Consider the following 13143-nt stretch of genomic DNA (forward strand, 5'->3'; position numbering starts at 1 on the left):
CAATCAGACCGGTGGCAGATCAAACAGCAGCACTTCTGCGGCGGCGCTGGCTTCAAGGGTCAGTGCGCTTTCGTCCCAGATCGCCAGCGCATCGCTGGTGGTGACGGCATGACCGTTGACGCTGATATCCCCTTTGACCACCTGCACCCAGATACGGCGTCCGGCATCAATGGTGACGCTCTGCTGCTCACCCGCTGCCAGCACCCAGCGCGACAGGGTCATATCCTGATAGACCTTCAGCGATCCGTCACGGGCGTCGGGGCTTAATACCAGCTGACGGCCCTTCACATCCGGGAAGCGGCGCTGGTCATAGCGTGGCTCAATACCGGCACGCTCAGGAATGATCCAGATCTGATAGAGGTGCAGCGGCTCTGTTTCACTGGCGTTATATTCGGAGTGACGGACCCCGGTGCCGGCGCTCATGATCTGGAACTCACCTGCCGGGATCTGCTCTTTGTTGCCCATGCTGTCCTGATGCTCAACCGTACCGGAGAGCACATAGGTCAGGATTTCCATATCTTTATGGGGATGGGTGCCGAACCCCTGACCGCCATCAATCACATCTTCGTTGATCACCCGCAGCGCGGAGAAACCCATAAAGTTCGCGTCGTGGTAGCCCGCGAAAGAGAAGGTATGCCAGCTATCCAGCCAGCCGTGATTAGCGTGACCGCGTTCTTCTGCTTTGCGTACATAGATCATGTTCAAATCTCCTCAATGTTTTTTATAGTCTGTTCCTGAGGCGGTTTGATTGATAGCTGAAAAACTTCACGCCTCTGTTCAAATTCGTTGAACGAGTGCAGGTCAGTGACTGAAAAGCATTGAAGGAGAGCAGGCAAAAAAAAGCCAGCATCTAAGCTGGCGAAATCATACTGGAAGCAATGTGAGCAATGTCGTGCTTTCCCGGACTGTCAGGTGACCTCCCGGGACCGCATGACAATAATAATCATTATCATTCGCGTCTGTAAAGGGATTTCCCCGTTTTTTTTGTTGACCCGTGCCGTGAATCCCTTGATGTTAAAAGGGAATTATTCTTTCAGCGAGGAAGGGAGTTGCCATGAGTGAGATAACGATTCGCCACGTTATGCCAGAGGATGCGGCCGCCCTGCACCGCATTTACAGCCAGCCAGATACTCAGGCCAGCACACTGCATCTGCCCCACTCATCTCTACAGATGTGGCATACCCGTCTCGCCACTCCTCAGCCCGATGCGCACCGGCTGGTGGCCTGTATTGATGATGAAGTGGTCGGTCACTGTGCGCTGCATGTGGAAGAGCGCGCCAGACGCCGTCACGCAGCCTCACTGGGAATGGGCGTGGATGAACGCTATCGGCAGCGTGGTGTCGGAACCGCACTCATGGGTGAAATGGTCGCGTTGTGTGACAACTGGCTCCAGGTGAGCCGGATGGAGCTGACGGTATTCGTTGATAATGGCCCGGCCATCGCCCTTTATCAGCGTTTCGGTTTTGAAATTGAGGGAACGGCGAAAGGCTTCGCCGTGCGGCACGGTCAGCTAATCGACGCGCATTATATGGCGCGGATTAAAGCCTGATGTCTGAGCGTCAGAAGGGTACCTTCCAGTGCCCTTATGACTGATGACAAACCCAAAGTAAGGTGAATCTGACAGCAACTTATTAGCCTGACGCGCAGGGAACACGGGCAGAAGAGGAAAGCGTCCCGCGCCAGGGACAAAAACGCCGGGAGCGTTTTTGAACAACGCAACGCGTTGGCCCGGTTACGGGCGCACCTCAGGGATGAGGTGCGTAATCGCGCGGGCCGGGCAGTCAGGGATGACGCTTTTGCGTCTTTCCGATCTGACCGTGTTCCATGAGCAAGCTCGATCTCACAGCGAGTCAGTTCTGACTTTATTCTCAGCTATCAATAACCCGCACTCAAATCATCCACACTGCGCGGATCGGAGGCACCATAGAGCATGCCATCCGGCCCAATCATAATGCTCTGCGTACTGCCCATCGACGGCAGCACTTTCACATGCTGGCCTTTGGCTTCCAGCAGGCGCAGCGTGTCGGGACTGAAGCCTTTCTCTACCCGCAGCTGATCCGGCAGCCACTGATGATGGAAGCGCGGCGCGTTGGTGGCTTCCGCCACGTTCATCCCGAAATCGATGCTGTTCACCACCATCTGCAATACCGTGGTGATAATGCGGCTGCCGCCCGGGCTGCCGGTGACCAGCCAGGTTTTACCGTCTCTGGCGACGATGGTTGGCGACATAGAAGACAACGGACGTTTCGCCGGCTGCACCGCGTTCGCTTCACCGCCCACCAGCCCATAGACGTTTGGCGTGCCGGGTTTGGCGGAGAAGTCATCCATCTCGTTATTCATCAGGATGCCGCTGTTACCCGCCACAATCCCGCTGCCGAAATAGGTGTTAAGCGTGTAGGTGACTGCCACCGCGTTGCCCTGCTTATCCACCACCGAGAAATGGGTGGTCTGGTTGCTCTCGTAGGGTTCGAGTTTGCCGGGTTTAATCTCGCTGGAGGGCCGCGCTTTCGCCACATCGATCTGCTGTGCCAGGGTTTTCGCATAGGCTTTGCTGGTCAGCGCCTGCCACGGCACTTTCACGAAGTCAGGATCGCCGAGATATTCCGAGCGGTCGGCATAGGCATATTTCTCCGCCTCCGCCATCACCTGCATCGCGTCCGCGCTGCCAAAGCCCATCTTCGCCAGATCGAAGTTCTCCAGGATATTGAGGATCTGCACGATATGGATGCCACCGGATGACGGCGGCGGCATTGAAAAGACTTCATAGCCGCGGTAGGTGCCGCTGACAGGCGTTCGCTCCACCGCGTGATAGGCCGCCAGGTCAGCCTTGCTGATCAGGCCGCCGTGCCGGGCCATCTCGCCCGCGATTTCATCGGCGATCTCCCCTTTGTAAAAGGCATCCGGTCCCTGACGGGCAATCAGTTGCAGGCTGTGCGCCAGGTTTTTCTGCACCAGCCGATCGCCCTTCTGCCACGGCGTGCCGTCCGGTTTATAGAAGATCGCTTTACTGTTGGGATGGGTGATCAGCACCTCTTTGCCGTAGGTTTTCAGGTCATCCGCCAGCGCGTCGTTAACCAGGATCCCGTCACGCGCCAGTTTAATCGCCGGAGCCAGCAGCGTGCTCAGCGGCAGCGTGCCATATTTGTGCGCGGCCAGCGCCAGCCCCGCCACCGTGCCCGGCGTACCGGAGGCCAGATGGGAGGTCAGCGACAGCTTGCTGTCGGCGTTACCCTGCTTATCCAGGAACATATCGCGGGAGGCGTGGCCCGGTGCCATTTCACGGAAATCGATGGCAGTCGCACGGCCAGAGGCGGTGCGCAGCAGCATAAAGCCGCCGCCGCCGAGGTTGCCCGCCTGCGGATGGGTCACGGCCAGCGCAAAGCCCACGGCAACTGCGGCATCCACCGCGTTACCACCCTGACGCAGAATCTCCACACCAACCTGGGTCGCCATCGCATCGACCGAGGCCACCATGCCGTGCTGCGCTTTGACCGGGTGAAAAGTGTCGCTATCTACGCCATAAGAGACCGGCGGGGTCTGCACCGGCGCAGCGTTCGCCCCGGCGACGACGGTAAAACTCATCACCAGCGACCAGCTCAGCTGTCGCACCTGTTGCTGCATTTTCATCCTGTCACCACCCCATATTGTTATTTACATTTTTTTATCATTTCTGCAAGTCGCTACAAATACAGCAAAATAGTCAGGGTTAAGTCAAATCAGGAATACATCTGAAGGTAAGGTCTGTGATATTGCGTAAACTTATGACTGCGACACTGACGTCGGTGCTCGATGTGATGCACCCGGAACCGGTCGCGGTGAGAAAGGAGGAATCATGAAGAAGTGGATTATTGTTTTGGCCGCCCTGCTGCCTTTTGCCAGCCAGGCGAATACGCTGAACAGCACCAACGATCCGAATAAGCCAGGCTATAACCCGAGCCAGCAGCGGATGCAGTCGCAGATGCAGTCACAACAGCAGCAGCAAAAGCTGAAGCTGCGCCAGGATCAGCAGCGTCAGACGCAGGATATGCAGCGTAAGATGCAGGAGCAGCGTAACAGCGCCCAGCAGCGGGTAATCACCACGCAGCCGGGCCAGCAGAATCAGAACCAGAACTAGCTGAAATCGGGGCCGATGATGTCGATGGCATCCGTGCAGATGGCATCAACGCCCCATTTAAGCAGCTCCCTGGCCCGATCCGGGCTGTTGACGGTATAGACCAGAATCTTCAGGCCAGCGGCCTTCAGCTCGGCGACCCGCTCCGCCGTAAGCACCTTGTGATTCAGATGAATCGAGACGCAGCCCAGCGCCGTGGTTTTTTCCCGCCACTGTGCATCCCAGCTGTGCGACAGCAGGCCGCGCGGCAGCTGCGGTTCCGCCTGCATCGCCGCTTCCAGCGCGTCAAAAGAGAAGGAAGAGAGCAGCGGTGCGGTCTGATCCTGCCACAGCACCGCGGCGGCCTGCGCCACCGCGCGCCCGGTTTCCGCTTCGCTGCCGGTGGTCGGTTTGATTTCGATATTCGCCATCATCTGATGCTGACGGCAGCGTGCCGCCACCTGATCCAGCCGCGCCAGTTTTTCGCCGCTGAACGCATTGCCAAACCAGCTGCCAGCATCGAGCTGTGACAGCTTCTCCCACGGCAGCTGACCCGCCACGCCCCAGCCGTTACTGGTGCGATCCAGCGTATCGTCATGCAGCAGGAAGATCTGCGCATCCAGGGATAATTTGGCATCAAACTCAATCATCTGATGGCCATACTTTGCCCCGACGTCGATCGCCGCCAGGGTGTTTTCCGGTGCCAGTTTACCGCCGCCGCGATGGGCGACGATGCGGGGATAGGGCCAGTGTTGTGTGCTCATTCCAGACGCTTTCCGTGGGTTGAATCGAAGAAGTGTAACGCATCTGACGGCAGATGCAGCCACAGCGTGCTGCCGGGCTGCGGCCGCTCGCTGTGCGGCAAGCGTACCACCAGCGGCGTCTCGCCGATGCGACCATGCGCCAGATTATCCGCGCCCAGCATCTCCAGCGTCTCGACCCGCAGCGGCACGCCGCCCTGCTCGCGGCTGCTGAGCTCAATATGTTCCGGCCGGATGCCCAGCACCACCGGGCGGCTGGCCCACTTCGCACGGGTTTCACTCAGCGGCAGCGCGTGCGAGGCGTCGAGGTCAAAGCGTGCTCCGTCGCTGCTGAACTGCCCTTTCAGCAGGTTCATGGCGGGCGCGCCGATAAACGACGCCACAAACTGGCTGGCGGGGCGCTCGTAGACCTCAACCGGCGTACCGATTTGCTCCACCACCCCTTTATTCATTACCATCACCCGCTGCGCCAGCGTCATCGCCTCCACCTGATCGTGGGTGACATAGAGGCTGGTGGTTTGCAGGCGACGATGCAGCTGCTGAAGTTCCAGCCGCATCTGCACCCGCAGACGCGCATCGAGATTCGACAGCGGCTCATCAAACAGAAACACCGCTGGCTCACGCACAATCGCGCGACCCATCGCTACCCGCTGACGCTGACCGCCCGACAGTTCGCGCGGCCGCCGTGTCAGCAGGTGATCCAGCTCCAGACTGCGCGCCGCCTCCAGCACCCGCTGGCGGATCTGCTCTTTGCCCATGCCGCGGATTTTCAGGCCATAGGCCATGTTCTCCTCCACCGACATGTGGGGATAGAGCGCGTAGTTCTGAAACACCATCGCAATGCCGCGATCTTTCGGCTCCTGCTGGGTGACACGCTGGTTGTCGATGTAAATATCGCCGGAGCTGACGCGCTCCAGCCCGGCCACCATGCGCAGCAGGGTCGATTTACCGCAGCCGGAGGGACCGACCATCACCATAAATTCGCCGTCGTTAATCGTGACGTTCAGCGGCTGAATGATCTGATTTTTACCATCATAGGACTTGGTGACTGCCTGAAGGGTTACGCCTGCCATCTTATTTCTCACTCTCCACCAGGCCGCGCACAAAGGCGCGCTGCATGACTAACACCACCAGCAGCGGTGGGATCAGGGTTAATAACATTGCCGCCATCACTTCGTTCCACTGGGTCGGCGATCCGCTGGAGGAGATCATGCTTTTGATCCCCGCCACCGCCGTACCGAGGCTGGCGTCGTTGATGATCAGCAGCGGCCAGAGATACTGGTTCCAGCCGTAGATAAAGGTGATGACAAACAGCGCCGCCAGATTGGTTTTCGACAGCGGCAGCACAATGTCGATAAAGAAGCGCATCGCGCTGGCTCCGTCGATGCGCGCCGCCTCGACCAGCTCATCCGGCAGTGACATAAAGAACTGGCGGAACAGAAAGGTGGCGGTGGCCGAGGCCATCAGCGGCAGGGTTAAGCCGCTGTAGCTGTCGAGCAGGTTGAGGTCGGCAATCACCTGCACCGTGGGAAAGATACGCACCTCAACCGGCAGCATCAGGGTGACGAAGATCAGCCAGAAAAACAGGCTGCGCAGTGGAAAGCGAAACCAGACCAGCGCAAACGCCGACAGCATCGAGACGGTGATTTTGCCGAAGGTGATGCCGAGCGCCATGATCATGCTGTTGAGCAGCATCAGGCCAAACGGCGGGCCACTGCCGTTGACGCCCTGGGTCCAGATGTGGGAGAGGTTCTGCCACAGATGCGTACCGGGCAGCAGCGTCATCGGCACCTGATAGACCGCCTCGTTATCCAGCGTCGCGGCGACAAAGGCGACGTAAAGCGGAAACAGGATAGTCAGCACCCCCAGCGCCAGCACCAGGTGGCTGAAGATGTCCAGTCCGCGTCGATTCTCAATCATTGGTATTGCACCTTACGTTCAACAAAGCGGAACTGGAGCACCGTCAGCCCGATCACCAGCAGCATCAGCACCACCGACTGCGCGGCCGAGGAGGAGAGATCCAGACCGGTAAAACCTTCGCGATAGATTTTGTAGATCAGCGTGGTGGTCGCCTGCACTGGCCCGCCGCCGGTCGCGGCATCGATCACCGGGAAGGTGTCGAAGAAGGCGTAGATCAGGTTCACCACCAGCAGGAAGAAGCTGACCGGCGTGATCAGCGGCAGGGAGAGGTTGAAAAAGCGGCGCACCGGCCCGGCACCGTCAATGGCGGCGGCTTCCACCAGCGATTTGGGGATCGATTGCAGCGCGGCGAAGAAGAACAGAAAGTTGTAGCTCATCTGCTGCCAGATCGAGGCCAGCACAATCAGGAACATCGCCTGACCGCTGTTCTGCGCGTAGTTCCAGCTGTAGCCGAGATGGTTCAGCAGATAGCTGAACAGACCGAGGCCGGGGTTAAACAGAAACATCCACAGCACCGCGGCCACCACCGGGGCAACGGCATACGGCAGCAGCAGCAGTGTCTGATAGAGGCGGCGCAGCCGCACCACATAGTCGACCAGCGCCGCCAGCAGCAGCGACAGCAGCATGCCGAACACCGTGACCATCCCGCTGAATTTTATCGTGGTCCAGAAGGCGTCGAGATAGTAGGGATCGGCCAGCAGCCGCCGGAAGTTCTCCAGCCCGACAAAGCGGCTGGAGAGGCCAAAGGGATCGAGGCTTTGCAGCGAATACCACAGCGCTTCACCGGCGGGCCAGAGAAAGAAGATGGCGGTAATCAGCAGCTGCGGCAGCACCAGCAGATAGGGCAACAGGCTGGTGCGAAACACCGGACGAGATGAAGACATAGCGCACTCAAATTCAGCAAAAGAGAGGGCCAGCCTGCGCCAGCCCTGGGGAATGGATTACTTCACCTGCTGCTGGAAGCGGCGCAGCAGTTCGTTGCCGCGCTTGACCGCGTTATCCAGTGCGCTTTGCGGCGTCTGCTTGCCGGTCCAGACGCTTTCCAGCTCCTCGTCGATCACCGTGCGGATCTGCGGCATGTTGCCGAGACGCATCCCTTTGGTAAACGGCAATGGCGGCTTGTTCAGCATCTGACGGGTGGCAATATCCGCCCCCGGATTTTTGTCGTAGAAGCCCTGCTGTCTGGTCAGCTCATAGGCGGCGGTGGTGATCGGCAGATAGCCGGTTTTCTGGTGCCACTCCGCCGCGATCTCAGGCTGCGCCAGGAACTGCATAAACTCCGCCACGCCTTTATAGGTGGCCGGATCTTTGCCTTTCATCACCCAGAGGCTGGCCCCGCCGATAATGGCGTTCTGCGGTGCGTCGGGCACCGTGTCGTCATACGGCATCATGCCGACGCCGAAGTTAAATTTCGCATAGTGACGAATATCCGCCAGCGAGCCGGATGAGGCGGTGGTGATGCCGCAGTCGCCGTTGTAGAACTTGGCGGTGGACTCATCCTTGCGGCCAAAGTAGGTGAAGTCCCCTTTTTTGTTCATCGCCTCCAGCAGCGCGATATGGCGCACCTGTACCGGCTTGTTGAACTCCAGCACCGCGTCAGTGCCGTCAAAACCGTTGTTTTCGGTCGCCACTGGCAGCGCGTGCCAGGCGCTGAAGTTTTCGATCTGGATCCAGCCCTGCCAGCCGCTGGCGTAGCCGCAGCTCAGGCCCGCTTTTCGCAGCGCGTCGGCGTCTTTCGCCAGCTCCTGCCAGGTTTTCGGCGGCTGCTCCGGGTTGAGGCCCGCTTTTTTAAAGGCATCTTTGTTGTAGTAGAGCACCGGCGTCGAGCTGTTGAACGGCTGGGAGATCAGCTGGCCTTTGCTGTCGCTGTAGTAGCCCGCCACGGTCGGCACGAACTGCTTCTCGTCAAAGGCGATGCCAGCGTCTTTAAACAGCTGATGCACCGGCACAATCGCCTGCGACGCCATCATGGTCGCGGTCCCGACCTCATAGACCTGTAAAATGGCCGGTGCCTTGCCGCTGCGCACCGCCGCGATGCCAGCCGCCAGGCTCTGCTCGTAGTTACCTTTGTAGGTCGGCACAATTTTGTAATCGGGATGGGTCTGGTTAAAGCGCTGTGCCAGCGAATCCACTTCTTTGCCAAGCTCGCCTTCCATAGAGTGCCAGAAAGGGATCTCAGTAGCGGCCATGGCATGGCTGCTGAGCGTCAGACCGAGCAGCGCGCTCATCAGGCTACGACGAAAGGTAACGACAGACATAGAATTTTCCTGTGCAGGTAACTATGCGCGAAATCACGCATTTCTGGTTCGCGAAGTAACATGACACGGGAAAATGACGGAATAATAACGGGCAGATGACAGCCGGATGACAGGCGAAAGAGAGGAAAAGGCGATACTGACGGCGCGGCGGCAAAACGCCTACGCCACCAGCTGTGACTTAAAAGCAGGGGTCCGTTCTAATCTGGTTTTCACTTCACCGCGCGCAAAGGCCGTCAGCGGCGCAGCCAGGCCTTTAATCACCGAGCGCAAAGGCCGTCGGCGGCGCAGTCAGGCCTCTAATCACCGCGCGCAAAGGCCGTCGGCGGCGCAGTCAGTTCGGCACCGGCCAGCGCACAGCATCCGGAGCGTACTGAAGTACGTGAGGAATGCGAGCACTGCCCGGTGTCGAAATGGCAAGCAAGCCAGGCCGTGCCCCATCAGGCACCCAGGTAAGCGCTGCGGACGGCTTCATTGGAAAGAAGTGCTGCCCCGGTATCTTCCAGCACCACGTGCCCGTTCTCCAGCACATAGCCCCGATCCGCCAGCTTCAGCGCCTGATTGGCATTCTGCTCCACCAGGAAAATCGTCATCCCCTCGCTGCGCAGCTGCTCAATGGTGTCGAAGATCTGCTGAATAATGATCGGTGCCAGCCCCAGCGACGGCTCATCCAGCAGCAGCAGGCGCGGCTGGCTCATCAGCGCACGGCCAATCGCCAGCATCTGCTGCTCACCGCCCGACATGGTGCCGGCGCGCTGGATTTTACGCTCCTCCAGCCGCGGAAAGAGTTCGTAAACGCGCTTAATCCGCTCCAGATAGTGCTGACGGCTGGCAAAAAAGCCGCCCATCGCCAGGTTCTCCTCCACCGTCATGCGCGAAAAGACCCGCCGCCCCTCCGGCACGATAGCGATCGCCTCACGCATGATGCGCGAGGTTTGCCAGTCGGTAATCGCTTTGCCGTCAAAGGTGATGGTGCCCTGCGTCGCGCGCGGTTCACCGCACAGCGTGCCGAGCAGCGTGGTTTTTCCGGCACCGTTGGCCCCAATCAGGGTGACGATCTCGCCCTGATTGATATAGAGGCTGACGTTATGCAGCGCCTGGATTTTGCCGTAGTGGGCGCTGACGTTCTCAATGGTTAACATCGCATTTGCCATCTCAGGCCTCTCCCAGATAGGCCCGGATGACATCCGGGTTGTTACGAATCTCTTCCGGCGTACCGTTAGCCAGTGGCGTTCCCTGATTGACCACATAGATACGGTCAGAAATGCCCATCACCAGTTTCATATCATGCTCAATCAGCAGCACCGACACCTTGTGTTCGCCACGCAGTTCGGCGATCAGCTCATCCAGCTCATGGGTCTCTTTCGGGTTGAGGCCCGCCGCCGGTTCATCCAGCATCAGGATTTCCGGGCGCGTCACCATGCAGCGCGCAATCTCCAGCCGACGCTGCTGACCATAGGCCAGATTGCCCGCCTGACGGTTAGCCAGGTCGAGCAGGCCGACGCGCTCCAGCCAGGTGGCGGCACGATCCAGCGCCTCGTTCTCGCTGCGGCGAAACGCCGGGGTTTTCAGCAGACCGGAAAAGACGCCGCTTTTCAGATGCTGATGCTGCGCCACCAGCAGGTTCTCAATCACCGTCATCTCACGGAACAGACGCACATGCTGGAAGGTGCGCACGATACCCATCTGCGCAATCTTCTGGCCGGGCAGCCCTTCCAGATGCTGCTCACGCAGTCTGATGGTGCCGCCGGTCGGTTTGTAGAAGCCGGTGAGACAGTTAAACACCGTGGTTTTACCGGCGCCGTTCGGTCCAATCAGCGAAACGATCTCCTGCGGACGCAGCTCCAGCGCCACATTGTTCACGGCTAACAGGCCGCCGAAGCGCATCATCAGGCCTTCAACGGCTAATAAAGGCTGACTCATGCCTGTTCTCCTTGTTTACCGGTTCTGAGCTTCAGATGCGGACGCTTCATCGGCAGTAATCCCTGTGGACGCCAGATCATCATCAGCACCATCAGGCCACCCAGCACCAGCATGCTGTACTCGTTGAGATCGCGCATCAGCTCGCGTGACACCACCAGCAGGATAGCCGCCAGAATCACCGCAAACTGCGAACCCATGCCGCCCAGTACCACAATCGCCAGCACAAAAGCTGACTCGACGAAGGTAAAGGATTCGGGGCTGACAAAGCCCTGACGCGCGGCGAACAGCGTGCCAGCGAAACCGGCGAACGCAGCGCTGATGGTAAAGGCGGTCAGCTTGATGCGGGTCGGACTCAGTCCGAGCGAGCGACAGGCAATCTCATCCTCACGCAGCGCTTCCCAGGCGCGGCCCAGCGGCATACGCAGCAGGCGGTTGATGACAAACAGCGTCAGCGCCACCAGCAGCAGCGCCACCAGATAGAGGAAAATCACCCGGTCGCTGGGGTCATATTTCAGGCCGAAGAACTCATGGAAAGTGCTCCAGCCGCCCTCGGAAACTTTGCGGCCAAACTCCAGGCCAAACAGCGACGGCTTGGGGATCTGGGCAATGCCGTTAGGGCCGCCGGTGATCGCCGTGTTATTCAGCAGCAGAATACGCACAATCTCACCGAAGCCGAGGGTGACGATCGCCAGATAGTCACCGCGCAGCCGCAGTACCGGAAAGCCGAGCAGCAGCCCGAACAGCGCCGAAACGATGCCCGCCAGCGGCAGACACTCCCAGAAGCCGAGGCCAAAGTAGTGGTTGAGCAGCGCGAAGGTGTAAGCGCCAATGGCGTAGAAGCCGCCGTAGCCCAGCACCAGCAGACCCGACAGCCCGACCACCACGTTCAGGCCCAGACCGAGCATTACGTAGATCAGCGTCAGCGTGGCAATATCGACCGCGCCGCGCGACACGAAAAAGGGCCAGGCGACCGCCACGATAATCAGCGCCAGCATAAACAGCTTCTGCTTCGGCGTTGAGCCGTCGATACCGGGCAGCACCAGCGCCGGACCGGAGATCTTTTTCAGCCCGCGCTGCCAGACCGGACGCAGCAGCTGGAACAGAAAGACCACGGCGCAGCCGACGAAAATCCAGTTCCAGCGCACTTCACCGGCGCTCTGCACCACCAGTCGGGTGCCGTCGAGACCGAGGCGCATACCCATAAAGAAGCTGGCCAGCACCAGCAGCATCACGGAAGAGAGCAGCGCGTTGATAAAGGAAGATTTCATACTTTCTCCACCTCCGGGCGACCCAGAATTCCGGTCGGCATCACCAGCAGCACCACAATCAGCAGAGCAAAAGAGACCACATCTTTATATTCAGTGCTGAGATAGGCCGAGGTCAGCGCTTCAGCGATGCCGAGCACCAGGCCGCCGATCATCGCGCCCGGAATGCTGCCGATGCCGCCCAGTACCGCGGCGGTAAAGGCTTTCATGCCCGCCATAAAGCCGATGAAAGGGTTGATCGAACCGTAGAACTGGCCGAGCAGCACGCCCGCCACCGCCGCCATCGCCGCGCCGATCACAAAGGTCAGCGAAATCACGCGGTCGGTGTTAATGCCGAGCAGACTCGCCATTTTCAGATCTTCGGCGCAGGCGCGGCAGGCGCGGCCCATGCGCGAATAACGGATAAACAGCGTCAGCGCCAGCATCGCCAGGAAGGTCACCAGCCAGATCACAATCTGCATGGTCGACACCGTGGCGGCGAAGCCGTTGCTCTCGCCCAGCGTCCACTGTCCGGTGATCAGGCTGGGCAGCGCCAGGTCGCGTGAGCCCTGCGTCAGGCTGACGTAGTTTTGCAGGAAGATCGACATGCCGATGGCGGAGATCAGCGCGATCAGCCGCTTCGACGATCGCACCGGCTTGTAGGCGACGCGCTCAATGCTCCAGCCGTAGGCGCTGGAGATCAGGATCGCCATCACGAAGCCAGCGGCGATCATCAGCCAGCCGGTGTCGATGCCCATCATCATCAGGGCGGCAATCACGATAAAGGAGACATAGCTGCCGATCATATAGACTTCGCCGTGGGCGAAGTTGATCATGCCAATAATGCCGTAAACCATGGTGTAACCAATGGCGATCAGCGCGTAGGTGCTGCCGAGAGTGACCCCGTTAAGCATCTGCTGAATGAAATAAAGAAACTGCTCGGACATAGT

Annotated in this window: 13 protein-coding genes; 2 read left to right on the forward strand and 11 right to left on the reverse strand. The window is 59.4% G+C overall.

Annotation, left to right across the window (positions count from 1 at the left end):
- Nucleotides 1-3: 3 nt before the first annotated feature.
- The gene (locus ACCW71_RS09220) at nucleotides 4-699 is read right to left on the reverse strand and encodes a pirin family protein (protein WP_436370890.1); all 696 of its coding nucleotides are present in this window, start codon (nucleotides 697-699) and stop codon (nucleotides 4-6) included.
- Between the two features lie 328 nt (nucleotides 700-1027).
- On the opposite strand from ACCW71_RS09220, the gene ACCW71_RS09225 reads away from it, so the two are divergent.
- Nucleotides 1028-1549 (forward strand): GNAT family N-acetyltransferase, encoded by a 522-nt coding sequence (locus tag ACCW71_RS09225; protein ID WP_436371013.1) that lies wholly within the window; start codon nucleotides 1028-1030, stop codon nucleotides 1547-1549.
- Between the two features lie 326 nt (nucleotides 1550-1875).
- Here the strand turns inward: ACCW71_RS09225 and ggt are convergent, their stop codons facing one another.
- Complete coding sequence (ggt, locus tag ACCW71_RS09230; protein WP_436370891.1) at nucleotides 1876-3627, reverse strand: gamma-glutamyltransferase; 1752 nt, start codon at nucleotides 3625-3627, stop codon at nucleotides 1876-1878.
- Between the two features lie 205 nt (nucleotides 3628-3832).
- Between ggt and ACCW71_RS09235 the strand changes: the two genes are divergently transcribed.
- A complete protein-coding gene (locus tag ACCW71_RS09235) occupies nucleotides 3833-4114 on the forward strand; it encodes a DUF2756 domain-containing protein (RefSeq protein WP_436370892.1) in 282 nt (93 codons plus the stop codon).
- Here the strand turns inward: ACCW71_RS09235 and ugpQ are convergent.
- The 9 genes from ugpQ to livH all read right to left on the reverse strand — a co-directional run bounded on the left by ugpQ (nucleotide 4111) and on the right by livH (nucleotide 13140).
- A complete protein-coding gene (ugpQ, locus tag ACCW71_RS09240; RefSeq protein WP_436370893.1) occupies nucleotides 4111-4854 on the reverse strand; it encodes a glycerophosphodiester phosphodiesterase in 744 nt (247 codons plus the stop codon). The genes ACCW71_RS09235 and ugpQ overlap by 4 nt on opposite strands.
- Nucleotides 4851-5924: a sn-glycerol-3-phosphate import ATP-binding protein UgpC gene (locus ACCW71_RS09245; protein WP_436370894.1), complete on the reverse strand. Its 1074-nt coding sequence runs from the start codon at nucleotides 5922-5924 to the stop codon at nucleotides 4851-4853. The genes ugpQ and ACCW71_RS09245 overlap by 4 nt, the downstream gene beginning before the upstream one ends.
- 1 nt (nucleotide 5925) lies before the next feature.
- Nucleotides 5926-6771 carry a sn-glycerol-3-phosphate ABC transporter permease UgpE gene (gene ugpE, locus ACCW71_RS09250; RefSeq protein WP_436370895.1) on the reverse strand — a complete coding sequence of 282 codons (846 nt, stop codon included), beginning with the start codon at nucleotides 6769-6771 and terminating at the stop codon, nucleotides 5926-5928.
- Nucleotides 6768-7655: a sn-glycerol-3-phosphate ABC transporter permease UgpA gene (ugpA, locus tag ACCW71_RS09255; RefSeq protein ID WP_436370896.1), complete on the reverse strand. Its 888-nt coding sequence runs from the start codon at nucleotides 7653-7655 to the stop codon at nucleotides 6768-6770. The genes ugpE and ugpA overlap by 4 nt, the downstream gene beginning before the upstream one ends.
- A gap of 57 nt (nucleotides 7656-7712) precedes the next feature.
- A complete protein-coding gene (gene ugpB / locus ACCW71_RS09260) occupies nucleotides 7713-9029 on the reverse strand; it encodes a sn-glycerol-3-phosphate ABC transporter substrate-binding protein UgpB (RefSeq protein ID WP_436370897.1) in 1317 nt (438 codons plus the stop codon).
- Nucleotides 9030-9466: 437 nt separating this feature from the next.
- Nucleotides 9467-10180: a high-affinity branched-chain amino acid ABC transporter ATP-binding protein LivF gene (gene livF, locus ACCW71_RS09265; protein ID WP_436370898.1), complete on the reverse strand. Its 714-nt coding sequence runs from the start codon at nucleotides 10178-10180 to the stop codon at nucleotides 9467-9469.
- A gap of 1 nt (nucleotide 10181) precedes the next feature.
- Complete coding sequence (gene livG / locus ACCW71_RS09270) at nucleotides 10182-10949, reverse strand: high-affinity branched-chain amino acid ABC transporter ATP-binding protein LivG (protein ID WP_436370899.1); 768 nt, start codon at nucleotides 10947-10949, stop codon at nucleotides 10182-10184.
- Nucleotides 10946-12217, reverse strand: coding sequence for a high-affinity branched-chain amino acid ABC transporter permease LivM (locus ACCW71_RS09275; RefSeq protein WP_436370900.1), 1272 nt, complete (start codon nucleotides 12215-12217; stop codon nucleotides 10946-10948). The genes livG and ACCW71_RS09275 overlap by 4 nt, the downstream gene beginning before the upstream one ends.
- Nucleotides 12214-13140: a high-affinity branched-chain amino acid ABC transporter permease LivH gene (livH, locus tag ACCW71_RS09280; protein WP_081136662.1), complete on the reverse strand. Its 927-nt coding sequence runs from the start codon at nucleotides 13138-13140 to the stop codon at nucleotides 12214-12216. Before livH ends, ACCW71_RS09275 begins: the two co-directional genes overlap by 4 nt.
- Nucleotides 13141-13143: the final 3 nt, after the last annotated feature.

The sequence above is a fragment of the Pantoea sp. C2G6 genome (assembly GCF_051336815.1).
Classification (GTDB): domain Bacteria; phylum Pseudomonadota; class Gammaproteobacteria; order Enterobacterales; family Enterobacteriaceae; genus Pantoea.

Coding starts and splice junctions, on each gene's coding strand:
- ACCW71_RS09220 (WP_436370890.1), bottom strand. CDS start 699: ATGATCTATGTACGCAAAGCAGAAGAACGCGGTCACGCTAATCACGGC.
- ggt (WP_436370891.1), bottom strand. CDS start 3,627: ATGAAAATGCAGCAACAGGTGCGACAGCTGAGCTGGTCGCTGGTGATG.
- ACCW71_RS09235 (WP_436370892.1), top strand. CDS start 3,833: ATGAAGAAGTGGATTATTGTTTTGGCCGCCCTGCTGCCTTTTGCCAGC.
- ugpQ (WP_436370893.1), bottom strand. CDS start 4,854: ATGAGCACACAACACTGGCCCTATCCCCGCATCGTCGCCCATCGCGGC.
- ACCW71_RS09245 (WP_436370894.1), bottom strand. CDS start 5,924: ATGGCAGGCGTAACCCTTCAGGCAGTCACCAAGTCCTATGATGGTAAA.
- ugpE (WP_436370895.1), bottom strand. CDS start 6,771: ATGATTGAGAATCGACGCGGACTGGACATCTTCAGCCACCTGGTGCTG.
- ugpA (WP_436370896.1), bottom strand. CDS start 7,655: ATGTCTTCATCTCGTCCGGTGTTTCGCACCAGCCTGTTGCCCTATCTG.
- ugpB (WP_436370897.1), bottom strand. CDS start 9,029: ATGTCTGTCGTTACCTTTCGTCGTAGCCTGATGAGCGCGCTGCTCGGT.
- livF (WP_436370898.1), bottom strand. CDS start 10,180: ATGGCAAATGCGATGTTAACCATTGAGAACGTCAGCGCCCACTACGGC.
- livG (WP_436370899.1), bottom strand. CDS start 10,949: ATGAGTCAGCCTTTATTAGCCGTTGAAGGCCTGATGATGCGCTTCGGC.
- ACCW71_RS09275 (WP_436370900.1), bottom strand. CDS start 12,217: ATGAAATCTTCCTTTATCAACGCGCTGCTCTCTTCCGTGATGCTGCTG.
- livH (WP_081136662.1), bottom strand. CDS start 13,140: ATGTCCGAGCAGTTTCTTTATTTCATTCAGCAGATGCTTAACGGGGTC.